This is a genomic window from Acetobacter oeni (assembly GCF_011516825.1).
GTDB classification, from domain to species: Bacteria; Pseudomonadota; Alphaproteobacteria; order Acetobacterales; family Acetobacteraceae; genus Acetobacter; species Acetobacter oeni.
Genome location: NZ_WOTA01000012.1, coordinates 15,096 through 39,362, shown reverse-complemented (window position 1 = coordinate 39,362; position 24,267 = coordinate 15,096). Strand labels below are relative to the sequence as shown.

Here is a 24,267-nt window from a genome sequence, read left to right as displayed (position 1 = left end):
CGCAATTTCATATCGTTCAGGATATTTTTTCCGCGAACAGAGAGTCCACAGTTCGCGCGACGCTTTCACGCCATTCCGGCATGTACACGTTGAAGACCTGAGCAAGCCTGCTGTTGTCCATGCGTGAATCTGCCGGACGTTTTGCCGGAGTGGGCCAGTCTTCAGTTCGGATCGATGTAATTTCCGGCATCCGTTGTCTGTGGCGGGCTGCCTGTTCGAGCGCTGCAACGGCGAGTTCATGCCAGGTGGCTTCACCCGTGCCGCAGGCATGATAAATGCCTGCATATTCATCCTTCCAGCCGCTTTCCTCAATCAAAGCCAGGATCGCCAGAATGGCTTTCGCCAGATCATCCGAACTGGTCGGATTTCCGCGCTGATCCCCCACGACCTTCAAAACAGAGTTTCTGGCGCCTGCACTGATCATGGTACGCACAAAATTTTTGCCGTGAGCGGAATAGACCCAGGAAGTCCGAAGGATGATTGCTTTTGGGTCCGCGCGGAGTACGAGCCGCTCGCCTTCTGCTTTTGTGAGCCCGTAAACAGTTTCCGGGGAAACGGCGTCCGTCTCTGTATAGGGTGATCCCTTATCCCCGGAAAAAACATAATCTGTTGAGACGTGGATGAAAGGGATGTTCCGCTCTGCGCAAATGGCAGCGAGCAGAGCCGGGCCATCACGGTTTGCTGCTTCCGCGCCGGCAACTTCTTTCTCAGCGAGATCAACCGCTGTCCATGCGGCGGCGTTCACGATCGCTGCGGGATTACAGGCTTTGATTGTGGCTTCAATTGTTTCAGGACGCTCGAAATCGAATTCCGGGCGCCCGACGCGACGGATCTTTTCCCCTCCGAGATTGGCAAGGGAGGTGGCAAGCTGACCGTTTCCACCTGTGACGAGAATAGAGCGGGTATCGGAATCTGTACTTGTCATTTGTAATGAAACCAGTCTTTTGCAGCCGAAAAATCCGGTGCTTCGAGATCTTTTCCGGACAGTACTGCAGCGCCGGGCTGAACAGGCCAGTCAATGGCGAGTTCCTGGCTGTTCCAGATTACAGCGCGTTCAGAAGCTTTATCGTAGAGACCGGTACATTTGTACTGCACCTCTGAATCTTCTGCCAGTGTACAAAACCCGTGCAGAAAACCGGGCGGAATCCAGAGTTGAGACCAGTTTTCTTCTGACAGTTCTGCCGCGACCCATTTACCATAAGTGGGAGAGCCGGTTCGGGCGTCGATTGCCACATCCCAAATCGCACCTCTGGTACAACGTATGAGTTTGCCCTGAGCATGCGGGTCAAGCTGACAATGAAGGCCTCGAACGACTCCTTTCTGACGTGAAAGGCTCTGGTTATCCTGAACGAAAGGCTGTGTAATTCCGGCGTCCATCATGCGCTGGATATTATAGGTCTCTGAAAAAAAACCACGATTATCGGAAAAGCGCGGAGGTGTAATGAGAATGACATCAGGAATTTCCAGGCGTTCTACCTTCATACTTCAGCTCCGTAGAATAATAATGCGGTAATTTTGTGATACAGAAAAACACACCCTGGCTATGCCTGAGGGTGTGTTTTTATGCAGCAGACCACCGGCGGGATAAATCCGCGGCGTCTGCGCGATGAAATCAGCCCTGATCGGCCAGTTCTCTGAGCATCCGTCCCAGTTCGGTTTTGCCCATCTTCGCAGCATGAGCACGCAGGGCATCGGCATCAATATATCCCATGCGGAATGCGACTTCCGCAGGTGAGCCGACCAGCATCCCCTGCCGGGCCTGAATAGTGTGCACAAACTGCCCGGCCTGCATCAGACTCTCCGGAAGGCCGGCATCCAGCCATGCACAGCCACGGCTCAGACGATCAACGTGCAGACTTCCCTCTTCAAGATAAAAGCGGTTGAGGTCGGTGATTTCCAGTTCACCGCGTGCCGATGGCCGGACCTGACGGGCAAATTCCGCAACGCGATTGTCATAGAAATAAAGCCCTGTAATGGCCCAGTTCGAAGCCGGGTAAGCGGGCTTTTCTTCGACAGACAGGGCCTTTCCTGTTTCATCGAAGCTGACGACGCCATAACGCTCAGGGTCACGAACCTGGTAGGCAAAAACCGTAGCACCTTTTGGGCGTGTGGCGGCAGCACGCAGCAGCACTGACAGATGATCGGCGAAGATCAGATTGTCTCCGAGCACCAGCGCGCAGGGACACCCTTCAATCCAGTCTCCTGCGATGAGAAAGGCCTGCGCGATTCCGTCGGGGCTTGGCTGTTCGCGGTATTCAAAACGGACACCGAACTGAGATCCGTCGCCCAGGAGACGCTTAAACTGCGGCAGATCCGCCGGCGTGGAGATGATCATGATATCCCGGATGCCGGCGAGCATAAGTGTCGTCAGCGGATAATAAATCATCGGTTTATCATAAACCGGGAGCAGCTGCTTACTTGCCGCAAGGGTCATAGGATAAAGGCGTGTCCCCGATCCTCCTGCCAGCAGAATGCCCTTCATATTTGTCTGAACGGGTGGGGTCTTACTCATTTGGAATCAGTTCCGGATTTTGTTTTTACGGTCTGGCCGAGGCGTTCACCAGTATATCGACGTTCCCGTATGGACTGCCACCATGAATGGTTATCAAGATACCATTGCACTGTGCGACGAATGCCGGACTCGAAGTTATGTTTTGCTTTCCAGCCGAGCGATTTTTCTGCGTGTGTGGGATCGATTTCGTATTTGAAATCATGTCCCGGACGATCGGATACGAAACGGATAAGACGCTCGCGTGGCCCTGCCGGATCAGGTGAAAGCTCATCAAGAACCTGACAAATGGTTCTGACGACCTCAAGGTTGGAGCGCGGCTGCCGTGCCCCGATGGCGTAGGTCTCACCGGGTATCCCGATTTCAACGGCCCGTACGAGAGCTTCAGCATGATCCTCGACAAAGAGCCAGTCGCGGATATTTTCGCCTTTCCCGTAAACAGGCAGTTCCTTGCCTTCGATCGCGTTGATCGTTACCAGCGGGATCAGTTTTTCCGGGAAGTGCCAGATTCCGTAGTTGTTTGTGGTGTTGGTGACGAAAGTCGGCAGCCCATAAGTATGATACCAGGCGCGCACCAGATGGTCGGATGAGGCCTTCGATGCTGAATAAGGGCTGCGCGGATCGTAGGACGTGGTTTCCGTGAACGGCGGTTCGCCCGGTTCCAGTGCGCCGAACACTTCGTCCGTGGAGATGTGATGGAAGCGAAAAGCCTTGCGTGCGTCGTCACCCAGCGTCTGCCAGTAAGCGCGCGCTGCCTCCAGCATAGTATATGTGCCGACGACATTGGTCTGGATAAAGACATCCGGGCCGTCGATAGAGCGGTCTACGTGGCTTTCGGCCGCGAGGTGCATCACCGCGTCGGGGCGGAAGGTGGTGAACAGTTCCGCCAGCGCCGGAGCATCACAGATGTTCACCTGAGCAAACTGGTACCGATCCGATGATGCGGCACTCTGCACCGTTTCAGGTGATGCTGCATAAGTCATGCAGTCCACGTTCATGACTGAGTGTTCGGTTCCGCCAATCAGGTGCCGGATTACGGCGGATCCGATGAATCCACATCCGCCGGTTAATAGAATACGCATCAAACCATCCCGTTTCGAATGCCCGAAGGGGCTGCGCTTTGCGTATAGCGGAGAGCGGACTCAATCACTAGAAGCACCTTATACGTTACTGAACGAGCTACGCGTTACGTCTCACATTAACCATAGCCCTGGGGCGATGATTTTTATTTAACGACAGAATGGGTAGCATTTATGCTTGCAGGCTTTCCCACTCCGGAACTTTTAAAGGGTTCCGATCGGCCGGATCTGAGAGTTATTGCGGAAGAACGCAATATTCGCCTCATTTCCACGACTCCCGGTTCCTTCCGTGTCAGGTCTGACGGAACGATCGATATCAGTGAGGACGCTGTCAGCCATAACACCGCGCGCTATCAGGCTTTCGTTCTGAGGCATGCTCTCGAACTGGCGAGTCTGCTGGATGGAATGCCGGAGTTATCGCCGGAGAGATGGATCGTAAGGGCGAGTTTTGCCGCGTCACGAACAGCAGCGCTGTTCTACGGGCTGGATGCAGGATCTCCGGATAAAGAAACCCGCAAGCCGGACTGGGTGGATCTGCTCGGCGACGACACGCCACTTCAGCAGGATGCTATCAATGAACTCTGGCCGATGTTGCGGCTTCTGCTTCCCGTCCCGTCGCACGTGCCGAAACAGCTTTCCGGGCAGGATCTGGAAGACCTGACGTCATGGCTGGATCGTTCGTGGGGTCTTATTGGTCCGACCGAGACCCTGATGGCGACGGGCGGAGACGCACGGTTGCTGCTTGATCCGCGGACCGGACTTAATCACTACGGCTGTTCACATCGGCCGCGGCCCTGGGCGATTACATTTGCGTCTTCGACCGCATCGTCCGTATCGGAGCGGGGTTTTGCCGGCGCGGAAAAAGCACGTCAGCGTTTGCAGCGGGCTTTAATCCGTGATGATGGCGAAGTCCTTCTTGCAGCGCTTGCCAGTGAAGCCCGTATGTTCCTTGCTTCATATTTCAACCTGCCTGGCGAGGACCGGGTCGTGCTTGCCCCGTCAGGCACCGATTGTGAACTCGCTGCTCTGGCGATTTCGTTGCTTGGAGCGGGAACGAGGCCGGTTACAAATATTCTGATTGCACCGGACGAAACAGGGAGTGGTGTGCCGCTCGCGGCTGCCGGGCGTCACTTCGCGGACGATACGGCCCGGCGTTCGAAAGTGGTTCATGGTGAAATCATCGACGGTTTCGGATTTGCTGATCCGGAAAACAGGGAGGCCCGTACTGAGGTCGAAGCCATCCGGTTGCGCGAAGCGAATGGCGATGCTGTGGCTCCCGATATCCTGGCTGATCGATGTCGGGAACAGATCGCGGGTGCGATTGCACGGGGACACCACATTCTCCTGCATCAACTGGATCTGTCGAAAACCGGTCTGCTGGCGCCGGATGAGGAGACACTGGAAAATTTCGAACAGAAATTCGGTGAGAGAATCGATATTGTCGTTGATGCCTGCCAGGATCGGCTGACGCGGGAGCGAATTGGGAACTGGGTCGCCAGAGGCCGGGCTGTCATGATTACCGGATCGAAGTTTATCACCGGGCCGCCATTTTGCGGGGCGCTGCTTCTTCCGGCTCACTGGCGTAAAAGGCTGAACCACGGTGGTCTGCCGGCAGGTTTGTCCGATTATGCCGGGCGCACTGAGTGGCCGGCTTGCCAGGCGACGGAAAATTTGCCGCAGGCAACGAATTGCGGCCTGACCCTGAGATGGCATGCGGCGATCGCCGAAATGGAGGCATTCCGGGCCGTTCCGGCGACAGAGACGCGCATGCGCCTTGAGCGGTTTCTTCGGGAAGTGCGCTCGGCGCTGACGGAGTGCGATGATATCGCTCTGCTAGAGGCACCGGTTCCTGTGCGGCCTGCTTTGCCTGGTGCATGGGATGATATGACGACAATCCTCAGCTTTCTTGTGAGAGCACCGGATTCAGGCATTCGGAATTCCCTTAGGAAAGAGGAAATGACGCCGCTGGGGCTTGCTGATGCCCGGCGGCTTTATCGCTGGCTGAATGCAGATCTGAGCCATGTATTCGCGGCGAACGAGCCGGAAAGAGTGAGTGGTCTGGCAAGGCTGTTGTGCCATATCGGCCAGCCAGTTGCTGTTCCTTCCGCTGCGCTCGGCGGTGCATGTGCGGGTGCGTTGCGAATTTCAGCCGGAGCTCGCTTGGTATCAGGCGAGCCGTCTCACAGAAAGCTTGATACGGATTTGCGCCTGGCGCGAGAAATCGATGACGCGCGCGAGGTTATTGCAAAAATTGGTCTGATCCGACGGCATTGGGACCGGATTCTGGCCGTTGATCCCCTGCCGACTTACGCACCACTTCAGGATGTGGATAAGATCGCGGGTAATCTGCTGAAACAAAACGGAGACGTCTGATGGGTGTGGTTTCCTCCGGATTTATTCCTGAAGGACAGCAAAATCACGGTAATTTTCTGGATGCGCCAAAGCTGGAAGCCGGGATTACGCGTTTCTGGCTCATACGTCATGCCTTGGTGGAGCAAAACGCCCGGGCCATGCTTTATGGAACCATGGACGTTCCGCTGTGTCCGGAAAGTCTGATTGCGCAGCAATCAATGTATGAGGCGCTGGCCCGACGTCTGCCTTCAGAGGCTTTATGGTTTATCACGCCTTTAAGGCGCACGCGCCGGACGGCGGAAACAATTCAGAATGCAGGATACGGAGCGCGTGGTCTCATCGTCGAGTCGGATCTGGTCGAGCAGGATCTCGGGAACTGGCAGGGGCTGCCACATGGGGAGTTACCGGGAAAACTGAAGCTGCCGCCACATCAGTTCTGGCCTCTTTCCGGGAGTGAATGTCCACCGGGCGGGGAAAGCATGGTCACGGTCTGCACCCGCGTGGGCGCGGCTCTGGACCGGCTGGCTGAGGAAAATGCGTCTCGCGATATGGTTGTTGTGAGCCACGGTGGCGCGATACGTGCCGCGCTGGCGCACGCTCTCAGGATTTCACCGGATACAGCTCTGCATTTTTCAGTCCAGAATCTTTCCCTTACGATCCTCGAGTGTCATGACGGAGCCTGGCGTGTGGTGACGGTGAACGAACTGCCTGGAATCTGAAAGTCTGTTCGTATTTTTCCGGAAATGGAGAAGTGAATGATCGGGCTCCGTTTTTTTCGGGTGCAAAACGCGTTTTGTCTCTTGCGCAGTCCGGATGACTGATCTAAACGAGCCCTCGTCGCACAGGACGCGGGCGTAGCTCAGGGGTAGAGCACAACCTTGCCAAGGTTGGGGTCGTGGGTTCGAATCCCATCGCCCGCTCCAGATTTTCCAAGGAAAATCAGGCGGTTAAAGACGTTCCTTCGGGACCGTTTTTTGTTTACAGTGTGCCGTAGCACAGGAATGTAAGCATTTTGTAAGCAGCCCGGAGCAAATCGGGGGTGGCTACGGCGTAGCGTGCCGAATCCCGTGGCACACATCGTCAGGATGTTCGGGCGGGTGATGTTCATAAGTAGAACAGCGCTCTTGAACGAGATGCCGGCTAACAAGAGTATGGCAAAGGCCGTCATGCCTGTGCTCCTGGCCGTTTCGCGATGCTCGTGACCCATGCATGCAGGGCGGAGGCCTCGTCTGGCAATGCCAGCTTCAGTCGGCTACGGGCGAAATCCAGCGTGACGAACGCGGTGATGTCAGCGATCGAGAAGGCATTGCCCGCGACATAGGGTACATCGCGCAGCCGGGTGTCCAGATCGGCCATGAAATCGGCCAGCCTCTGACGGCCGCGCGCGGTAAGCTCGGGGATTTGCGCATAGCCGTGTGGTCCGACCAGTGCGCGGCCCGACAGTCCCGGCAGGCTGTTCCGTACGGCTTCCATCGCGGCAAGATAGCCGTCGATCTCCATGCGCCGGTCCCACATGCCGATGATGGCGCGTTGTTCTCGCGTCGCGCCCATCAGAGGGGGATCGGGATGCAACTCCTCCAGATAACGGCAGATGACGGGCACCTCGCTGATCGCGGTGCCGTCGTCCAGTTCCAGGACGGGAACGGTGCAGGAGGGGTTAAGGAGGCGGAACGTGGGCGCGAACTGCTCGTGCTTCGCCAGATCAACTGTAACGATAGGAATCGTCAGCCCTTTCTCGGCGATGAAGAAGCGCACACGCCGTGGATTGGGGGCGGTGGGGTAGTCGTAAAGCTTCATGGCAATGCTGCGCGCGGGTGATGAGAGGGCGGAGACTCCGACTGTTCCCGGATGGTCGCGAGCATGCGGCGGCGGATCAGGCCGCTGACCGGGCGGATCAGATACCAATAGGGCGTGAAGCGACGCCTGGCCCGGTCCATGGCGCAAAACACGCGGGTTTCCGTCACCAGCAACTGGGTACCGTGTGGTCCCGGCTGGATGGAGAAGCCCAGAGCGAGCTTGCAGACGTCATCATGGCAAGGGGTGAGAAAAGCGTCCGTTGTGGGAATGTCGCACAATCCGTAATCCGCCCGCCAGAACGCGCCGACGAGGCCGTAGACCAGGGCGGCATCGCCTCGCCGTTCCAGCAGCGTGAAGTCGGTGAGGTCCAGATTCCGTTGCCGCGCATGGCCTAACAGCCGGGCGGGCATTTCGCGCAGGCGGATGGCGGCACGAACCAGCGGATCGTCCTGATTCCGCCATGCAGCCACCGCGTTCATGATGCGACTGGCCGGGGCGGAGATATCGACACTGTGTCGCTCGCTGAAATCGAAGCGCGGGATGAATTCGTCCAATAGGTTCATCATGCTTCCATTTCTCTTCGGCGAGGTGGTACATTAGCGCACTATGCCACAAGAGCATTTTGCACCGCAGCGCGGATATTGCGATGGCTTCATGGCGAAGGCAGAGAGTAACGTCATAATATATCGTGAACGAATTATTGTTGCAGACTTGAAAGCACAATGACTGGATTTTGGCAGGTCATGCCGAAGGTCTTCAAAAAATCGGGATAGACAGAAAATGTCGGTTCGGCGACCACCTCTCGATCTGCGGGAATTGCTGTTCGTGCGTGTCATCGCGAGGGAGGGAAGTATCCATGGAGCCGCACGGGCGCTGGGAGGCAAACAATCTGCCGTAAGCCGGTCCTTGCGGTTACTGGAAGAGCGACTTGGCGTCTCCCTTTTTCGACGCACGTCGAGCGGTGCCCGGCTCACCCCGGCGGGAGTTGCCTTTCTGCGAGAGGCTGAGAAGTTGCTCGATGGAACAGTCGGACTGTACGAGCGCACGCGGCGTTGGAGCCGGGGCGAGACCGGCGTCATCTCCGTGGGCGTCCAGGGCAGCATCCCACCCGGCCGGATCTCGGCGATACTGGAGTCGTACAGCCTTGCGCAACCCGGTATCTCCTTCACTTATCGGGATAATGCGAAAAAAGAACTGTTCCAGGCCCTGGAACAGGAGGAGATCGACCTCGCGATAATGACGCTGCCCCTGCCCGGCAGCATGGTGGCCACCGTCCCGCTCTGGAGCGATCGTGTCGTTGCGATCATGTCGGCCGAACATCCGATCGCACAGGTCGGAACCGCGTCATGGGCTGAGTTGCATGATGGAATCTTTCTGATCGGCAAGGATGATACCGGCGAGGAACTGCTCGCGCTCTTGATGCGCAAGATGCGGCAGGCGGGATTCGTGCCGGTGACACGTCAGGAGGCGGTCAGAAGCCTGCGGGTCGTCGCATTGGCAGCGAATGGCAGCGGCATCGCTCTGTTGCCGGATGCCTGGCTGGGTTTTCTGCCCGCTGCCATCCGGGAGCGGATCGCGGTAGTGGAAGTCATCGACGGGGACGGATTTTCCCACTTCGCCTATGGCGCGGCTTGGCACCGTGAGCGCTGCCCACCGGCCGCGAGGACAGTCATCCGTTTTCTGGAGCAGCAGGCGACTGCGTTTTAACGGGTGCCCGCCGTGGCTCCTGCCGGAGCTTTCGGAACGCGCGGTCGGAGGTGATAAAGCCACGGATCATGTGCGGTACGAGACGGGCCGGATCGACGGACTGGCCGTTCTGGCTGACCAGGGCAGCATAAGCGACGAGATCGCGATGCAGGTCCGCAGGCAGGTCCACGGTGACACGGACCGGCTTCTCGTCGGGAATTTCGGTGATGCGCAGCTTCGTCATGGAGCCGGTTCCTTTGGGTGCCAGGGTTTCAGGACAAGGTCGCGATTCAGGATAAGCGTGAACGGCAGGCCCGGGCGGTCTGTCAGCGTCGGCTGAATATTCAGGCTGCGATCAATCAGCCGGTTGCCGACCATAGAAAACCCGTTGCTCGCGCCGGAGCGGATGGCCTGCATCAGGTTGTTCTCGTTCCATGACGTCCCGGCCTCGGAGCCCACGCTGAGGAGGGTCGTGACGAGGGCCGCCTTGAACAGTTGCCCCCAATGATTGTTCACCTCATCGGACAGGCCAGACTGGCCGATGGCGTCGCCACCGGGCAGCTTTTCCAGGACGAGGCTTTCGCCATTCGGATAGATCAGCCGCGTCCAGATGATCTGGGTGCGCTGCTGCCCGAAGGAAATGCCGCTGTTATAGGCTCCGAACAGGGTGCTACCCTGCGGGACGAGCAAGAACCGGCCTGTCGGACTGTCATAGACGTTCTGGGTCACATGCCCCACGATCTGGCCGGGCAGATCGGAACTGATCTTCGTGTTCAGCGCGCCGGCAATGACGGTCCCGGCCTGGAGCATATAGGGCGAGGCGGGAGATACGATCCGGTCCGGGCTGACCGTCGCGCGATCCGGCTGACCTGCCAGAAAGGCGCGATTGCCGGTCTGCTGGTCGGGGCCGGTCGGTGATGCCTGTGCTCCGGGAGCGGTGGCCATGACCGGAATCGTCTGCGCAGCCTGGCCCTCCCGCGCCTCGATCTGCGCGAAGAGCCTGCTGGTGCGTGCCGCCTCGATCTCCTGATCGCCACGCCGGTCTCCCATGCCGGAAACCGGTCCCGCGCGACCGTTCCGCTGTGCATCGAGGATCGGCTTGCCGAGATCGCCGGGCAAAGGCGGCCCGAGTTTCGGGGTGGCGGTATAGTCATTGGGGAGTGCGGCCAGCCCGTCGGCCGAGGGGCGGGTGTCGGTGTCCTGTGCCCCCTGGAGCGGCCCCTTCTGCGCACCATTTTGCAGCGCGTAGCCCAGCGCAAGACCGATCGCGAGCATCCCCGCACCACCCAGCGTCCAGATGACGGGGCGCGAGAGCCGGACCACCGGCGGACGCTGCGCGCGCAGCCGCAGATCGGGAGAGGGCGGCGGGGATGATGGTCCTGTTCCGCTTCCGCTTGTGGTGGCTCCCGTATTCCCTTCCGGGCGCTCTTCCGCGCCGCTCATGACTTCCTGCCATCCGTGCGCACGATCCGTACCCGCTGCTCGGAATGCCTGTCGCCCAGCCGCAATTCGGCGGCGGCAAACAGGCGATCGACGATCATCCAGTTCTGCCGGACGCGGTAGTTCACCAATTCCGGCCCGCCATCGGCCCCCAACACGAACAGCGGCGGCAGTTCGCCCTGCCCGATACCGGACGGAAACGCGATATAGACCTTGTGGCCATCGTCAAACGCCCGGCTGGGCAGCCAGGGCGGCGTGCCACCTTTCACCGGCTGAATAGCGTAACGGAAATTCAGCGCATTCAGAGCCAGCCCCGCATCCACCGGGGCTGCATCATCGGCGTCGCTGTCCTGCCGATGCAGGGCAATCAGGTCGTCCTCGGGATAATCCCAGGACACCGACGCCATATAGGTCGTGGGTGTCGCCCGCAGTTCGGCAAGGTAGCTCCTCCGGTCGGTATTGACGATCAGATTGGTGATGAGATCCGGTCGCGTCGGCTTGACCAGGATATGCACGCGCCTGGTCGTGCCCGCGCCACTGGTGGTATCGCCGACGATCCAGCGCACGGTATCACCCACCGCGACCGGGCCGGTACCCACCAGTTTTTCACCCGGCTGGAGCATAACGTCGGTGATCTCGCCGGGCGAAGCATAGACCTGATAGAGCGCTCCCGCGCTGTAGGGGTAAACCTGCACCGCGTTCACGTAACCGGCCCGCGTCGGCTGGATGCGAGCGGCAAGATTGGCCTGGGTCACGCGCACGGTAGGGTCAGCCGCCTCGGGCACGACATGGGTACGCCGTAAGGGCGGAAGCGGCTTGAGCTGGCCCGGCAGCGGGAGTGGCTGTGGCACCTCCGCCACCCGCACAGGCTTCGGCGGATCAGGCAGGAGCGTGGCCTGGGCCGCGTCGTCATATCGTATGACGGGTGGATGGTACTGTTGCGCGCAACCCGCCAGGGGCAGGGTTAGCAACGGCAAAGCACGAAGAGCGCGACGGATCATTGCCCGAGTTCCTTCGACCAGTTGATGGCAGAGACGTAGATTCCAAGCGGGTTTTTCCGAAGATGATCAGCGTCGCGCGGCGTGCGCAGAACAACCGACACGATGGCGGTCCAGCGTTCGGTGCCGGTGAACGCGCCGTCACGGTAATGGCGCTCGGTCCAGGCGACGCGGAAGCTGGCGGGCGAGGCCCGGATTACCGAAGCGATGTCCAGCTCGACCTGCTCGTGCCCGATCCGCGAAAACGGATCATTCAGGCGGGCATAATCGTTCAGCGCCACGGCACCAGAAACGCTGGTGAAATTATAGGCGCGCAGCCAGTTATGCCGGACCACGACGGCATCGGATGACAGGGAGCGCACGTCGTGGACGAACTGTGCCAGATACCAGGCAATCTGCGGATCAGCGGGCATGTAGCCGGACGTCGCCGGCGCCACGACCTGCGCCTGACCGAGCGTGTCGACCTGCACGACCCACGGCGTGATGGTGCCGCGCGCGGACTGCCAGACCAGCCCGGCCCCGAGACCTGCGGACAGGAACAGGGAACCGAACGCCATCAACCGCCAGTTGCGGGCCTGCACACGGGCCGAGCCGATGCGCTCATCCCAGATCTGTGCGGCTTTCTGGTAGGGCGTGACGGGCTCGGGCGTGGTCCCGTAGCGTGTTGTGGAGCGACGGAACATCATTCTTTCTCCGAGAGATCGATGGACGTGGACCCGCCCCCGCCATCGGCGGAGCGGATGATATGGGCGGCCTCGGCAGCATGGGTGGCGGCGTTGCGGCGCTTCATCTTTCGCGCCCAGCGGGGCGGCTTGCCGTCGGAGCCGTCGCCGCCATCGGGGCCGCCGCCAGGGTTACCGCTACCGGCAGGCCCGGTACCGGGATCACCTCCGCCGCCGGACGGGCCTGAAGATCCACCGTCACCCGATGGCCTATCGCCTTCTCCGCCGGCGCCCATCGCACCGGCGGCCCAGCGTCCGCCAGCAGAGTAGCTTTCCTTCAACGAGGATGTTGCCGCGCCGACCTTGTTCTTCACGGCGTTCATCGCAGCACCACCAGCGGCGCGACCGACATTGCCAGCCGCCGACGCCATGCCCGCCGCGCCGGTCTGTCCGGCTGCTCCCATGGAGTAGGCTGTCGTGGCGGCACCTGCGACGGCAGCCCCGCCGCGCGCTGCCGCGGCCGTCGCACCAAGCGCGGCAGCGCCCCCAGACGCCAGGGCAGCGGGCGCGGCAACAGCCGCAGCACCCATCGCGCCCACCGCCATTGCGGTTCCGGCCGCTGCCCCGGCACCAAGCTGCGGGGCACCGGAGATCAGCCCATTGGCGAGAGAGCCGCCGAAAATGGCGAGACCCACGATGCAGAGCGACGCCAGAACAACGGACAGCGCCTGGCCGATGGTGGGCGCACTATCACCGTAGGACGTCGTGAACTGCCTGAACAGCACGGAGGCGATGGCGGAAATGACCGCCAGCACCATGATCTTCACACCGGACGATACGACATTGCCCAGCGCCTTCTCGGCCAGGAAAGCGGTGCGATTGAACAGGGCGAACGGGATCAGCACGAAACCGGCTAGGCTGGTCAGCTTGAACTCGACGATCGCCACGAAGAGTTGCACCGCGAGAATGAAGAAGGCCGCCAGCACGATGAACCAGCACAGGACCAGGACGAGGATCTGCACGATGCTGGCCAGCGCACCGAACGAAAACGCCAGTTTACTCGCCGCATCCAGAAGCGGTTGCGCGGCATCGAGCCCGGTCGCCGCCAGTCGGCCGGGGTGCATGAAGTCCGCAATTGCCAGCGTGCCGCCGCCGGCCTTGAGACCGAGGGCCGCGAAACTGTTGAAAACGATCCCCGACAGGCCGCTGAAATGGTCGATGATGAAGGCAAAGAAGCCGATATACAGCGTCTTCTTCACGAGACGCTGGACGATGTCCTCGTCGGCCGCCCACGCCCAGAACAGCCCCGCCAGCACGATGTCCAGCACCGAGAGCGAACCCGCGAGCGACACCACGCTTCCCCGGACCAGACCGAAACCGCTGTCGATCGTGGTCTCGAAGGTATTCAGGAAGCCGTCGATGATGCCGACATTGTCGCTCGCCATTGCTCAATATCCAGAACTTGGGATGGCGACGGCCTGGGGAACATAGGCGTCATACTGCGAGAAATGCTGATATTGGGCTTCCGCACCGGCCTCGTTCGCCGCCTGTCGCGCCCGTTCGAGGTCCGCGGCCCGGCCATTAGCCGCGAGTTCGGCCTGGATGTCGGAAAGCTGGCGAGACTGAAGCGCGAGAAGCTGGTTTCCCGCCTGTGCGGCCTGTAGCGCCCCGGCCGAACTCTGGCTCGCCGAGACCAGTTGCGTCATGGCCGAGCTGTCGCTCGGGATATTTCCTACCACCCGCGCCTGAAGCTTCAGGGCATCCTCGAACCCACCCACGGAATTCTGCCACCGCGTCTGCGCCTGACTGAACAGGGCGCTGTCTGACATGCCTGACGATAACGATGTGTATGACTGCTGGTACTGCTGCTCAACGGACTGGACGCTGTATGCGATATTCTGCGCCTGCGCGAGCAACGCCGTCGTCTGGGAAATCGTCGATTGCAGCGTCGACAGTGTCGAAAGCGGGAGGCTCGCCAGATTGCGACCCTGATTGACCAGCATCTGCGCCTGATTGGCCAGTGACGTGATCTGGTTGTCGATCTGCTGGAGCGTGCGCGCCGCGATCAGCACGTTCTCGACATGGTTCGCGCCATCATACACCGCCCATTGGGCATGGGCGGATTGAGAAGCAGAAACCGTAAAAGCAACGACCATAACGGCAGGAATCAGACGATATCTCACGGCACCTCCCCTTCCCGCAGAAGATCAGCCGCCCACATGACATCACGCGCCTCGAACCAGGCGGGCAGGAACCCAACCCGCCCGTGCTCCGCCAGCACCCGATCGATCAGCCTGTGGTCGTCCTTGCCGGAGGCCGCGCACAGCGCCAGGGCGACAGGGCCGAGCCCCAGTTCGAACAGCCGGTTCCCCCGCTGGGTCTGGCAGTAATATTCCCGCTTGGATGCCGCGCGGGCGATGATGGCGATCTGCCGGTCATTCAGCCCGAAGTCGCGATAGATGGCCGCGATCTGTGGCTCGATCGCCCGTTCGTTGGGCAGGAAGATCCGGGTCGGGCAGCTTTCCACCACGGCAGGCGCAATGCGGGAATTGGCGATATCGGACAGCGACTGGGTGGCGAAAATCACCGATGCGTTCTTCTTGCGCAGCGTCTTTAGCCACTCTCGGAGCTGGCCGGCAAAGTCCCCGTCATCCAGCACCAGCCAGCCTTCGTCGATGACCAGCAGCGTCGGCCTCCCGTCCAGTCGCCCTTCGATGCGGTGGAACAGGTACGACAGAACGAATGATGCCGCGCTGGAGCCGATCAGCCCTTCGGTCTCGAACACCACGACATCGGCGTCACCCAGACGTTCGGCGTCTGCATCGAGCAGGCGGCCATAAGGACCACCGAGGCAGTATGGGGCCAGAGCCTGCTTCAAAGCGTTGGATTGAAGCAGTGCTACCAGCCCGGACAATGTACGTTCCGGCACAGGCGACGATGCCAGGGAATTCAGCGCCGACCAGAGGTGAGACTTCACCTCGGGGGTCAGCGTTACCCCTTCACCGACAAGGATCTGCCCCAGCCATTCACTGGCCCATTTGCGCTCGTCGGGATCGTCAATCTGTGCCAGCGGCTGAAGGGAAACGGCGGAATGCCCATCGCCCTCGTCCGTCAGCCCGCCTCCAAGATCGTGCCAGTCCCCGTCCATCGCCATCGTCGCCGCACGCATGGACCCGCCGAAATCGAAGGCAAAAATCTGCGATCCCGCATAACGCCGGAACTGGAGCGCCATCAGCGCTAGCAGGACAGATTTGCCAGCTCCTGTCGGTCCTGCGATCAGCGTGTGGCCGACATCGCCGACATGGAGCGAGAAACGAAACGGTGTAGCGCCCGCCGTCCTGCCGTAGAAAAGAGGCGGGGCGTTGAAGTGGGTGTCGCGCTCCGGTCCAGCCCACACCGCTGACAGCGGAATCATATGCGCCAGGTTCAACGTCGAGACGGGTGGCTGGCGCACATTGGCATAGATATGGCCGGGAAGAGAGCCGAGCCATGCCTCCACGGCGTTGAGGCTTTCCGCCATGCAAGTGAAGTCGCGGCCCTGGATGATCTTTTCGACCAAACGGAGTTTTTCTGTAGCGATGGAAGCGGAACCATCCCAGACCGTTACCGTGGCGGTGATGTAGGCCTGCCCGACGTCATCAGCACCGAGGGACTGCAAGGCAAGGTCCGCATCCGCCGCCTTGTTGGCGGCGTCGTTATCCACCAGAACCGACGCCTCGTTGGTCATCACCTCCCGAACAATCGCCGTAATGCTCTTGCGCTTTGCGAACCACTGGCGACGGATTTTTATCAGCACTTTCGTCGCATCCGTCTTGTCCAGCAGGATCGCGCGGGTGGACCAGCGATAGGGCATCGCCAGCCGGTTCAGGTCATCCAGGATTCCGGGAAAGGTCCGCGACGGGAAACCGGTGATCGTCAGCGTTTTCAGGAAGGCATCGCCGAGTTTTGGCTCCAACCCGCCCGAAAGCGGCTGATCGACCAGCAGCGCGTCAAGATGCATAGGGATTTCCGGCACCCGGACACGCTGGTTCCGCGTCGAAATGGTCGAATGTAAATAGGTCAGCGTCTCACCGTCATTGAGCCAGGTGGCCTCGGGCATGAAACCGTCCAGCAACGCCAGCATCCGGTCGGAGCGATCCACGAACGCATGGAGCATGCCGTGTGGGTCCGGCCCTTCGCGCTCCCTGCCCTCGAACAGGAACCGGGCAGCGCGATCAGATGATTCCGCCGGTGGCAGCCAGACAAGGGTCAGAAAATACCGGCTCACGAAATGTGCGCCCTCATCCTCGAACTGCTCACGCCGTTCCAGATCGACCATGTGCGAGGCGGCATCCGGAAAATCGCTCTCGGGATAGAGTGTGGCCGGGACGCGCTGCGCCTCGACGAACACCGCCCATCCGGAGCCCAGACGGCGGAGATTACTGTTGAGCCGTGCGGTGACACCGACCAGTTCGGCGGGCGTGGCGCTGTCCATATCGGGGCCACGGATGCGCGCCGTGCGCTGGAAACTGCCGTCCTTGTTCAGGACCACACCCTTTTCGACCAGCGCGGCCCAGGGCAGGAAATCAGATAGAAGGGCACTGCGATTACGGTACTCGCCAAGGGACATCATGGCCGATCTCCCCTATGCCCGCAGCCAGGCGGGATAGCGGAGATGCCGCCGCCCGACCTCGATGAACAGCGGATCGCGTTTCGCGCCCCAGAGCGCCAGCCCGTGGCCGACGATCCAGAAGGCGGCCCCGATCAGCCAGAGACGCAGGCCGAGTGTTATGGCCGCCGCCAGCGTGCCATTGGCGATGGCCACGGCACGGGGAGCGCCACCCAACAGGATCGGGTCGGTCAGGGAGCGATGCACCGGGACATGAAAGCCCGGCACCGCGTCATCGTCGTATCCCGCCATCAGATCAGCGCCCCGCCCGAGAAGGAGAAGAACGACAGGAAGAAGCTGGACGCCGCAAAAGCGATCGACAGGCCGAAGACGATCTGGATCAGGCGGCGGAACCCACCCGATGTTTCCCCGAACGCCAGGGTCAGACCCGTGACCGTGATGATGATCACCGAGATAATCTTGGCGACCGGTCCCTGCACGGATTGCAGGATCTCGTTCAGGGGCGTTTCCCACGGCATGTCCGACCCGGACGCCAGGGCCGAGGAACACCATGCGACCGAAAGCAGCAACATGGCGGAAATGGCGGGCGCGTGCCGACGCACGCGGATTATGGCATGGGTCATTGGGAATCTCCCGAATTCTGGAAGGGATGAATGCGATAGGCGCCGGTGGCGGGATCGAGCCCGTCCACGGTGGCGAGTTCGGAGAGCCGGCGGGCATTGCCTCGCCCGGACAGGACAGCGATCACGTCGATGGTGTCCGCGATCATGGCGCGTGGCACCGTTACCACCGCTTCCTGGATCAGTTGTTCGAGACGGTAGAGAGCGGCGAGCACTGATCCCGCATGCAGCGTACCGATGCCGCCCGGATGGCCGGTGCCCCATGCCTTGACCAGATCAAGGGCTTCGGCACCACGCACCTCACCGATGGGAATACGGTCGGGACGCAGGCGCAGACCGGACCGGACGAGATCCGACAGCGTGATGACCCCTTCGCGGGTCCGCAGGGCAATGAGATTGGGCGCCATGCATTGCAACTCGCGCGTGTCCTCGATCAGGACGACGCGATCGCCGGTTTTCGCGACCTCGGCCAGCAGGGCGTTGACCAGCGTGGTCTTGCCCGTGGATGTGCCGCCTGCGACCAGGATGTTCTTCCGTTCCGAAACAGCGCGGCGCAGAGACACCGCCAGCCCTTCTGTCATGATCCCGGCGGCGACATAGTCATCGAGGGTGAACACCGCGACGGCGGGCTTGCGGATCGCGAAACTGGGGGCCGTCACCACGGGCGGCAGCAATCCCTCGAACCGTTCGCCGGTTGGCAACTCGGCCGAGACACGGGGCGCACCCTCATGCACCTCAGCCCCGACGTGGTGTGCAACCAGACGCACGATGCGCTCGGCGTCGGCAGGTGTGATGGTTTCGCCCGTGTTGGCCATGCCCTCTGACAGCCGATCGATCCACAGCCGCCCATCGGGATTAAGCATGACCTCGACCACAGAGGGATCGGCAAGGTGCCGGGCAATCGCCGGCCCCATCGCTGTGCGCAGCATGGACACGCCGCGCACTCTGGCCCCTTCATGGATGACGGAAACCGACATGACCTTCCCCCGTATGGGCCGCACGCGACGGACGAACAGCGACGGGGATCATTAAGAAAGGCTGGAAACAGCGCGTTTCAACAAGAATTCAGAGGTCGTAGAACGGCGGCGAAACACAGGGCAAAAATACTTGCGGGGTGCGGATTTTACGCCTCCGGTTCATCCCGTGCGCCGGGGTCCAAAACATCCTCCGGGATTTCCTGCTGGAGTCTTGGCCCCTGGGCCAGCCTACGGCCGAGGGCGGCGACAAAATTATCGTAGCGCACCCCGGCCTGCGCGCGCGCCGCCTTCGCGGCCGGTTCGGGCAGCGGCGGGGTCGTGGTCAGCCAGAAACGGATGAACAGCGCTAGTGTCTCCACCGTGATGCCGATATCGCGCTCCAGCCGCGCGAGACGTCGGTCCTGCCGGTCGAGGCGCTTCGATGTAGCAGCCTCGCGGCGCTCTTCCCCGTCGGGCGAGAGGAAGGAAGCAACGGCGGCCTCGACGATCAGCGACATCGGCTGCGCGCGTCGCGCGGCATAGGCAGACAGGGTCTTCATCACATCGGGATCGAGATAGACGGAGATCTGGGCCTTCTTTTTCGGTATCGCCATGTCTGCCTCACAGTCCAAGCTCATCGCCACGGTCGAGCGACGCCTGCCGGGCGATGCCGCGCCTGAGATCGTTCATCCGGTTGTTGCGGGGCGCGATGTCGTCGAACTCATCGACCGGATCGGGCGTGAACTCGTTCTCCATCGGCTCCTTTTTCTCGACAGTGCCTTCGTCCAGTTCGGGCTGATGGCGTCGGGCGGACTGCTTCGGGTCTTCTTCCTCATCGTCCCCTGTCCGCGTTTCGGCCGCCGCATCGGGTGCCGGCGGCCTGGGCGGCAGGGGACGGCTACTCCAGTCGTCCGGGCACCCATCCTTCGGGGGCGTAGGCTTTGGCGGCGGCAGAATGCGTTCCTGGAAGCGCGCATCCTCGAAGTAACGGGCCTTCTTCGCACGGATCGGATAGAGGCCGGAGGCCATGACGATCTCATCCGCTGGCGGGAGCTGCATGACTTCTCCCGCCGTCAGCAGCGGGCGTGCCGTCTCCGAGCGCGAAACCATCAGATGGCCCAGCCAGGGCGAAAGACGGTGGCCCGCGTAGTTCTTCATCGCCTTCATCTCGGTGGCGGTCCCGAGCGCGTCGGAGACACGTTTTGCCGTCCGTTCGTCGTTGGTGGCGAAGCTCACCCGGACATGACAGTTGTCGAGGATCGAATTGTTCGGCCCGTAGGCCCGCTCGATCTGGTTGAGGGACTGGGCGATCAGGAAGCTCTTGATCCGGTAGCCCGCCATGAAGGCCAGCGCCGATTCAAAGAAATCCAGCCGCCCGAGGGCCGGGAATTCGTCGAGCATCAGCAGCACACGTCGCCGCCGCGCCGCGGCATCAAGGTCTTCCGTCAGGCGCCGGCCGATCTGGTTCAGCACCAGACGGATCAGTGGCTTGGTGCGGCTGATGTCCGACGGCGGCACGGTCAGGTAGAGCGTCACCGGGCGATCGGCGCCGACAATGTCGGCGATGCGCCATTCGCAGCGCCGCGTCACTTCCGCGACCACTGGATCGCGATAGAGGCCGAGGAAGGACATGGCGGTGGACAGCACACCCGAGCGCTCGTTGGGGGATTTGTTCAGCAACTCGCGCGCGGCCGAGGCCACGACGGGATGCGGACCGGCGTCACCGAGATGCTTCGTCCGCATCATCGCTGACAGCGTGGTGGCGATGGGGCGCTTCGGGTCCGACAGGAAATTGGCGACACCGGCCAGGGTCTTGTCGGGCTCGGCGTAGAGGACGTGCAGGATGGCGCCGACCAGCAGGGAGTGCGAAGTCTTCTCCCAATGGTTGCGCTTCTCCAGGCTGCCCTCCGGGTCGACGAGGATATCGGCGACGTTCTGGGCATCACGGACTTCCCACTCCCCACGCCGGATCTCCAGCAACGGGTTGTAGGCCGCGGAGGCTGCATTGGTTGGATCGAACAGCACGACGTGGCCGAAACGGGCGCGGAATCCCGCCGTCAGTTCCCAGTTCTCACCCTTGATGTCGTGGACGATGGCCGAACCGGGCCAGGTCAGGAGCGTGGGGATGACCATGCCGACACCCTTGCCGCTGCGCGTTGGTGCAAAGGTCAGGACGTGCTCTGGCCCGTCATGCCGCAGGTACTCTCGACGATAGCGGCCTAGTACCACGCCGTCGGGGTCAAGCAAACCGGCCTGGGCGATCTCCTTGGCGTCAGCCCAACGGGCCGAGCCATATGTCTCGATCCGCTTCGCCTCGCGCGCCCGCCAGACCGAGAGGCCGATCGCAGTAAGCGCAGCCAGGATGCCGCCCGACGCGGCGATATAGGCACCCCGTGCGAAGACCTCCGGCGCATAGGCGTCATACGCATACCACCACCAGAAGAACGCGGGCGGCAAGTAGAATGGAAACCGCAGGATTATGAACCAGGGTCGCCCGAGTTCGGCCTGGAAGGCCAGCTTCCAAGCGATCCATTCGGTCGCAGCCCACATGGTCAGCAGGATGATCGCCAAGACGACGATGATCTGCCCCCAAAGAATCTTGGTGCCCGACATCGGGAGCCCTCCCTTTTAGAGGAGGAAGGAACGGCGGATTCCTGCGTTCAAGTGCTTTTAAGCGTTGTTCGCAGCCGGGCAAACCAGAGCGAAAAAATACTTGCGCTGTGCGGACAAGGTCCGCCCAGCCGATCCTGGGACACACCGGTAGCAGGCGATTCGGACATAGGGCTGAGCTTCAAAAGCACGGTGACGGCAATGACAATGAGGAATGGACGATCGGCAGCGCAGCCTGCCTTCGGATGGAAAATATGTGAAAAATCATAGTATTATTGCACAAAGAGACTTTTCATTTCTCTGGGAAAGAATAACAGAGTGCTGTGCCTTGTGAAGGCCGTGTTGGCCGGCGCCTGAAATGCTGCGACTTCATTAACCAATACTCTGTTGGTTTCCAAAATTCTTGTTGAATTGACGGATATACATCGCGAAGGTGCTGTGCGCACGTGTGCTTACGGAGGGTGACACGGGGATATCCCATGTGTTATTCTGAAATCGGCGTGTCGAAACGCTTTTTGCAACTGGGCGGCCTCCTATGTCGGGTGGCCTGCCGAATAGAACACCCGGACCTATGGTCCTGCGGTGAACAGCCTTGGCTGTTCTCAGCAGGGGAATAGGCAGGAGGTGGCTACGCCCAGTGCAAAACACCTTTCGACCCGCCCGACGCCAGGCGGGTAACGGGGAGTCACGCCCTCAATTCGCTTCCGTCGTCGTCATGTCGTGCGAGGCGGAGAGCGGATTGGCGATAGAAAAAGATGACGAAATTTCCAATGCGTGTTGTGCGTCAGACATGGCAGACGCCTTGATCCGTTCCTTCGGATGGAGTGGAGCGTGGAACAAAGCTCATGCGCATGTGTTGCGATGTGTTGAGGCGGGTCATAGAGACAGCGCGCAATTCTGGATGAATGTACGAAATATCGTGGATCACCTCACGACGTTGGGGCCGCAGGACCGTGACTTAATTCACTGAACGGTCATAGAAAGTATTCGGAGATGGACATCGATTCTGAGGATCAGATAGTCAAATTCTGGATAAAACAGCATCTTCGCGCGCGGTTTGGCAGCATTATCAATGAGGCCGTTCCTGATGCACTTCTATGTCTTCTTCATGGATCGAACGCGTGTACAGATTTTGAAATTACTGATGATCGGCCGGATCCTGACGGACCGACATCTACCGCACAGGAAGGTTAGTGTGGGATTCAAACGCCATGGTTGGCGACAACGGTGAAATGACATAGACAGAAGAGAACATCGGACATCATGCAGGTGAGGTCTTCGGCCTCTGTCTCTCCATGGGAAAGGACTGAAAATGCGCATCAGCGGCATATCTTCGATTATCGGCAATGCGACACAATCCTCATCAGGAGCCGCAACAGAAAAGACAGGAATTCTGCAATCTTCGTCCCTTGACTTCAGCAACATTTCCGCATCGAACCTGCAAGACGTGAATGCAGAACTTTATGATCAGGGGAAAATTACTCTCCGTCAAAGCGGTGAACTCTCACTACTGGACGGATGGGCACTCCAAGGCGTCAATGGCGGCCAGCTTCGCCAGTCATCCACCGGCAATCTCAATGCCTATTCCTTGCTTGATACAATGATCAACTATCAGGAAACGAACGGCATCGGCGATGTGAAAGATACGGTTGCGTCCCTCAAGGCATTGCGCAGCACTCTCGCAGAGTACGATACGAACAATCAGAATAAAACGACAGTCGTCGCGTGAGATTTCTTTATCCGCAGGGATATCGGATCGTGTGAAGTGCCTAAAGTTCGTGGTTGATAGCAAGTTCTATGCTGGCCGCTGCGCGCGGCAAACGGACGGTCGTAGTCGCGCCCCGGCCGCCGGAATATCCATTCAGTTCTTCGTTAATCGGACATCCTGTGTCGGCGACGCAAGCCAGGCCGCCAGTTGCCTGACCATAGATCGTGCGACGCGGCCTGCCCCCAGCAGGGTGGCGCATGCGGGGCCGCACCAGGATCCATAACCCAGCAGCCAGAGACGTGGCTCCCTGACGGCCTGCTGTCCGTTAACGCGAATCAGCCCGTCCGGCTCGATCACGTCGAGCGGCGCAAATGCGGAGAGCGCGGGTCGGAAGCCGGTACACCAGATGATCGCGTCGATGGCTTCTTCCCGCCCGTCGGGCCAGACGACGCCCGTTGCGGTCATACGTACAAACGGGCGCACCGCGTGGAGCACGCCTCGCTCCATGGCGGCGCGCACAGGTGGTACCATGACGATATCGCCAAAACCGCCGGCAGGCATGGCCGACGGGCCGCCGAGAACGCGAGCGGTCGCCCGCTCGAACAGAACCCGTCCATCCACGTCATCGGGCAAGAAGACGGGGTCATGCAGCGTGACCCATGTTGCCTGGGCGACAAGCGACATCTCCGCCAGGATCTGCGCCCCGGAATTGCCGCCTCCCACCACAAGCACACGCCGGCCAGCAAAGGGCGCGGCATTCCGGTAATGGCTGGAATGGAGTTGCGTCCCGCCAAAGAGGTCATGCCCCGCGACATCGGGAATGAAAGGGGCTGACCACGTACCGGTCGCCCCGATAACCGCACGGCTGAGGAAATCACCTGTGTTCGTCCGGACATTCAGGAGTTTTCCTTCCGCGCGCTCCACGCGATCGACCGATACGGGGCGGTGGATCGGCGGCGCATAGCGCGCCTCATACCGGTACAGATAGTCCAGCACCTCGTCGCGGGTGGGGTAGCTGCCATCGGGCGTGTCGGGCATCGGCCAGCCGGGCAGTGAACTGTAGGACGCGGGTGAAAACAGATGCAGGGAGTCCCAGCCGTGGACCCATGCCCCTCCCGCCTGCGTCCCGTTGTCCAGAATGACGTAGGTCAGCCCGGTCCGGCGCAGGAAATAGGACGCGGCGAGCGCTGCCTGACCGCCGCCCACGATCACGACATCGAACGGTTCCGCCATTGCCCGGC

The 24,267-nt window shown here is 60.7% G+C and carries 23 protein-coding genes and 1 tRNA gene; 5 read left to right on the top strand and 19 right to left on the bottom strand.

Going from position 1 to position 24,267, the window contains the following annotated elements; all coding sequences use genetic code 11:
• Positions 1-16: 16 nt before the first annotated feature.
• From rfbD to rfbB, 4 genes are all read right to left on the bottom strand, one after another.
• Positions 17-925 (bottom strand): dTDP-4-dehydrorhamnose reductase, encoded by a 909-nt coding sequence (gene rfbD, locus GOB90_RS09565; RefSeq protein ID WP_146887779.1) that lies wholly within the window; start codon positions 923-925, stop codon positions 17-19.
• Positions 922-1,482 carry a dTDP-4-dehydrorhamnose 3,5-epimerase gene (gene rfbC / locus GOB90_RS09560; protein WP_146887781.1) on the bottom strand — a complete coding sequence of 187 codons (561 nt, stop codon included), beginning with the start codon at positions 1,480-1,482 and terminating at the stop codon, positions 922-924. The genes rfbD and rfbC overlap by 4 nt, the downstream gene beginning before the upstream one ends.
• Before the next feature lie 130 nt (positions 1,483-1,612).
• Positions 1,613-2,482, bottom strand: a complete 870-nt coding sequence (gene rfbA, locus GOB90_RS09555) for a glucose-1-phosphate thymidylyltransferase RfbA (RefSeq protein WP_173572024.1) — start codon at positions 2,480-2,482, stop codon at positions 1,613-1,615.
• Between the two features lie 26 nt (positions 2,483-2,508).
• Positions 2,509-3,591, bottom strand: coding sequence for a dTDP-glucose 4,6-dehydratase (rfbB, locus tag GOB90_RS09550; RefSeq protein WP_146887785.1), 1,083 nt, complete (start codon positions 3,589-3,591; stop codon positions 2,509-2,511).
• A gap of 171 nt (positions 3,592-3,762) precedes the next feature.
• On the opposite strand from rfbB, the gene GOB90_RS09545 reads away from it, so the two are divergent.
• The 3 genes from GOB90_RS09545 (at position 3,763) to GOB90_RS09535 (ending at position 6,863) form a co-directional block, all read left to right on the top strand.
• Positions 3,763-5,961: a hypothetical protein gene (locus GOB90_RS09545; protein WP_146887787.1), complete on the top strand. Its 2,199-nt coding sequence runs from the start codon at positions 3,763-3,765 to the stop codon at positions 5,959-5,961.
• Complete coding sequence (locus GOB90_RS09540) at positions 5,961-6,659, top strand: histidine phosphatase family protein (protein ID WP_146887789.1); 699 nt, start codon at positions 5,961-5,963, stop codon at positions 6,657-6,659. Before GOB90_RS09545 ends, GOB90_RS09540 begins: the two co-directional genes overlap by 1 nt.
• 129 nt (positions 6,660-6,788) lie before the next feature.
• Positions 6,789-6,863, top strand: a tRNA-Gly gene (locus GOB90_RS09535).
• Positions 6,864-7,104: 241 nt separating this feature from the next.
• Here GOB90_RS09535 and GOB90_RS09530 read toward each other — a convergent pair.
• Positions 7,105-7,737: a glutathione S-transferase family protein gene (locus tag GOB90_RS09530; RefSeq protein ID WP_010516374.1), complete on the bottom strand. Its 633-nt coding sequence runs from the start codon at positions 7,735-7,737 to the stop codon at positions 7,105-7,107.
• Positions 7,734-8,303, bottom strand: coding sequence for a hypothetical protein (locus GOB90_RS09525; protein ID WP_010516376.1), 570 nt, complete (start codon positions 8,301-8,303; stop codon positions 7,734-7,736). The genes GOB90_RS09530 and GOB90_RS09525 overlap by 4 nt, the downstream gene beginning before the upstream one ends.
• A gap of 214 nt (positions 8,304-8,517) precedes the next feature.
• Here GOB90_RS09525 and GOB90_RS09520 point away from each other — a divergent pair, with 214 nt between their 5' ends.
• Positions 8,518-9,444, top strand: a complete 927-nt coding sequence (locus tag GOB90_RS09520) for a LysR family transcriptional regulator (RefSeq protein WP_010516378.1) — start codon at positions 8,518-8,520, stop codon at positions 9,442-9,444.
• Here the strand turns inward: GOB90_RS09520 and GOB90_RS09515 are convergent.
• From GOB90_RS09515 to GOB90_RS09460, 12 genes are all read right to left on the bottom strand, one after another.
• The gene (locus GOB90_RS09515; protein ID WP_010516380.1) at positions 9,407-9,667 is read right to left on the bottom strand and encodes a DUF2274 domain-containing protein; all 261 of its coding nucleotides are present in this window, start codon (positions 9,665-9,667) and stop codon (positions 9,407-9,409) included. The genes GOB90_RS09520 and GOB90_RS09515 overlap by 38 nt on opposite strands.
• Positions 9,664-10,866 (bottom strand): TrbI/VirB10 family protein, encoded by a 1,203-nt coding sequence (locus tag GOB90_RS09510; RefSeq protein WP_010516382.1) that lies wholly within the window; start codon positions 10,864-10,866, stop codon positions 9,664-9,666. Before GOB90_RS09510 ends, GOB90_RS09515 begins: the two co-directional genes overlap by 4 nt.
• Positions 10,863-11,864 (bottom strand): P-type conjugative transfer protein TrbG, encoded by a 1,002-nt coding sequence (trbG, locus tag GOB90_RS09505; protein WP_146887791.1) that lies wholly within the window; start codon positions 11,862-11,864, stop codon positions 10,863-10,865. Before trbG ends, GOB90_RS09510 begins: the two co-directional genes overlap by 4 nt.
• Complete coding sequence (trbF, locus tag GOB90_RS09500) at positions 11,861-12,544, bottom strand: conjugal transfer protein TrbF (RefSeq protein ID WP_010516386.1); 684 nt, start codon at positions 12,542-12,544, stop codon at positions 11,861-11,863. The genes trbG and trbF overlap by 4 nt, the downstream gene beginning before the upstream one ends.
• Positions 12,544-13,968, bottom strand: coding sequence for a P-type conjugative transfer protein TrbL (gene trbL, locus GOB90_RS09495; RefSeq protein WP_077813798.1), 1,425 nt, complete (start codon positions 13,966-13,968; stop codon positions 12,544-12,546). The genes trbF and trbL overlap by 1 nt, the downstream gene beginning before the upstream one ends.
• Before the next feature lie 3 nt (positions 13,969-13,971).
• Positions 13,972-14,679, bottom strand: a complete 708-nt coding sequence (trbJ, locus tag GOB90_RS09490) for a P-type conjugative transfer protein TrbJ (RefSeq protein WP_077814490.1) — start codon at positions 14,677-14,679, stop codon at positions 13,972-13,974.
• A 23-nt stretch (positions 14,680-14,702) separates the two neighbouring features.
• Positions 14,703-17,135 (bottom strand): conjugal transfer protein TrbE, encoded by a 2,433-nt coding sequence (trbE, locus tag GOB90_RS09485; RefSeq protein ID WP_110912913.1) that lies wholly within the window; start codon positions 17,133-17,135, stop codon positions 14,703-14,705.
• A 12-nt stretch (positions 17,136-17,147) separates the two neighbouring features.
• The gene (locus GOB90_RS09480; protein WP_110912912.1) at positions 17,148-17,423 is read right to left on the bottom strand and encodes a VirB3 family type IV secretion system protein; all 276 of its coding nucleotides are present in this window, start codon (positions 17,421-17,423) and stop codon (positions 17,148-17,150) included.
• On the bottom strand, positions 17,423-17,755 hold the full coding sequence (locus GOB90_RS09475) for a TrbC/VirB2 family protein (RefSeq protein ID WP_035444205.1): 333 nt from the start codon (positions 17,753-17,755) through the stop codon (positions 17,423-17,425). The genes GOB90_RS09480 and GOB90_RS09475 overlap by 1 nt, the downstream gene beginning before the upstream one ends.
• Complete coding sequence (trbB, locus tag GOB90_RS09470) at positions 17,752-18,681, bottom strand: P-type conjugative transfer ATPase TrbB (RefSeq protein WP_031241578.1); 930 nt, start codon at positions 18,679-18,681, stop codon at positions 17,752-17,754. The genes GOB90_RS09475 and trbB overlap by 4 nt, the downstream gene beginning before the upstream one ends.
• Before the next feature lie 194 nt (positions 18,682-18,875).
• Positions 18,876-19,322, bottom strand: coding sequence for a hypothetical protein (locus GOB90_RS09465; RefSeq protein WP_023979799.1), 447 nt, complete (start codon positions 19,320-19,322; stop codon positions 18,876-18,878).
• 7 nt (positions 19,323-19,329) lie between these two features.
• On the bottom strand, positions 19,330-21,321 hold the full coding sequence (locus tag GOB90_RS09460; RefSeq protein ID WP_146892499.1) for a conjugal transfer protein TraG: 1,992 nt from the start codon (positions 21,319-21,321) through the stop codon (positions 19,330-19,332).
• Positions 21,322-22,630: 1,309 nt separating this feature from the next.
• On the opposite strand from GOB90_RS09460, the gene GOB90_RS09455 reads away from it, so the two are divergent.
• Positions 22,631-23,047: a hypothetical protein gene (locus tag GOB90_RS09455; RefSeq protein WP_062497118.1), complete on the top strand. Its 417-nt coding sequence runs from the start codon at positions 22,631-22,633 to the stop codon at positions 23,045-23,047.
• Positions 23,048-23,179: 132 nt separating this feature from the next.
• Here GOB90_RS09455 and GOB90_RS09450 read toward each other — a convergent pair whose 3' ends face one another.
• The gene (locus tag GOB90_RS09450; RefSeq protein ID WP_062497120.1) at positions 23,180-24,259 is read right to left on the bottom strand and encodes an ArsO family NAD(P)H-dependent flavin-containing monooxygenase; all 1,080 of its coding nucleotides are present in this window, start codon (positions 24,257-24,259) and stop codon (positions 23,180-23,182) included.
• Positions 24,260-24,267 lie beyond the last annotated feature (8 nt).

Coding starts and splice junctions, on each gene's coding strand:
- rfbD (WP_146887779.1), bottom strand. CDS start 925: ATGACAAGTACAGATTCCGATACCCGCTCTATTCTCGTCACAGGTGGA.
- rfbC (WP_146887781.1), bottom strand. CDS start 1,482: ATGAAGGTAGAACGCCTGGAAATTCCTGATGTCATTCTCATTACACCT.
- rfbA (WP_173572024.1), bottom strand. CDS start 2,482: ATGAAGGGCATTCTGCTGGCAGGAGGATCGGGGACACGCCTTTATCCT.
- rfbB (WP_146887785.1), bottom strand. CDS start 3,591: ATGCGTATTCTATTAACCGGCGGATGTGGATTCATCGGATCCGCCGTA.
- GOB90_RS09545 (WP_146887787.1), top strand. CDS start 3,763: ATGCTTGCAGGCTTTCCCACTCCGGAACTTTTAAAGGGTTCCGATCGG.
- GOB90_RS09540 (WP_146887789.1), top strand. CDS start 5,961: ATGGGTGTGGTTTCCTCCGGATTTATTCCTGAAGGACAGCAAAATCAC.
- GOB90_RS09530 (WP_010516374.1), bottom strand. CDS start 7,737: ATGAAGCTTTACGACTACCCCACCGCCCCCAATCCACGGCGTGTGCGC.
- GOB90_RS09525 (WP_010516376.1), bottom strand. CDS start 8,303: ATGATGAACCTATTGGACGAATTCATCCCGCGCTTCGATTTCAGCGAG.
- GOB90_RS09520 (WP_010516378.1), top strand. CDS start 8,518: ATGTCGGTTCGGCGACCACCTCTCGATCTGCGGGAATTGCTGTTCGTG.
- GOB90_RS09515 (WP_010516380.1), bottom strand. CDS start 9,667: ATGACGAAGCTGCGCATCACCGAAATTCCCGACGAGAAGCCGGTCCGT.
- GOB90_RS09510 (WP_010516382.1), bottom strand. CDS start 10,866: ATGAGCGGCGCGGAAGAGCGCCCGGAAGGGAATACGGGAGCCACCACA.
- trbG (WP_146887791.1), bottom strand. CDS start 11,864: ATGATCCGTCGCGCTCTTCGTGCTTTGCCGTTGCTAACCCTGCCCCTG.
- trbF (WP_010516386.1), bottom strand. CDS start 12,544: ATGTTCCGTCGCTCCACAACACGCTACGGGACCACGCCCGAGCCCGTC.
- trbL (WP_077813798.1), bottom strand. CDS start 13,968: ATGGCGAGCGACAATGTCGGCATCATCGACGGCTTCCTGAATACCTTC.
- trbJ (WP_077814490.1), bottom strand. CDS start 14,679: ATGGTCGTTGCTTTTACGGTTTCTGCTTCTCAATCCGCCCATGCCCAA.
- trbE (WP_110912913.1), bottom strand. CDS start 17,135: ATGATGTCCCTTGGCGAGTACCGTAATCGCAGTGCCCTTCTATCTGAT.
- GOB90_RS09480 (WP_110912912.1), bottom strand. CDS start 17,423: ATGGCGGGATACGACGATGACGCGGTGCCGGGCTTTCATGTCCCGGTG.
- GOB90_RS09475 (WP_035444205.1), bottom strand. CDS start 17,755: ATGACCCATGCCATAATCCGCGTGCGTCGGCACGCGCCCGCCATTTCC.
- trbB (WP_031241578.1), bottom strand. CDS start 18,681: ATGCTGCGCACAGCGATGGGGCCGGCGATTGCCCGGCACCTTGCCGAT.
- GOB90_RS09465 (WP_023979799.1), bottom strand. CDS start 19,322: ATGGCGATACCGAAAAAGAAGGCCCAGATCTCCGTCTATCTCGATCCC.
- GOB90_RS09460 (WP_146892499.1), bottom strand. CDS start 21,321: ATGTCGGGCACCAAGATTCTTTGGGGGCAGATCATCGTCGTCTTGGCG.
- GOB90_RS09455 (WP_062497118.1), top strand. CDS start 22,631: ATGCGCATCAGCGGCATATCTTCGATTATCGGCAATGCGACACAATCC.
- GOB90_RS09450 (WP_062497120.1), bottom strand. CDS start 24,259: ATGGCGGAACCGTTCGATGTCGTGATCGTGGGCGGCGGTCAGGCAGCG.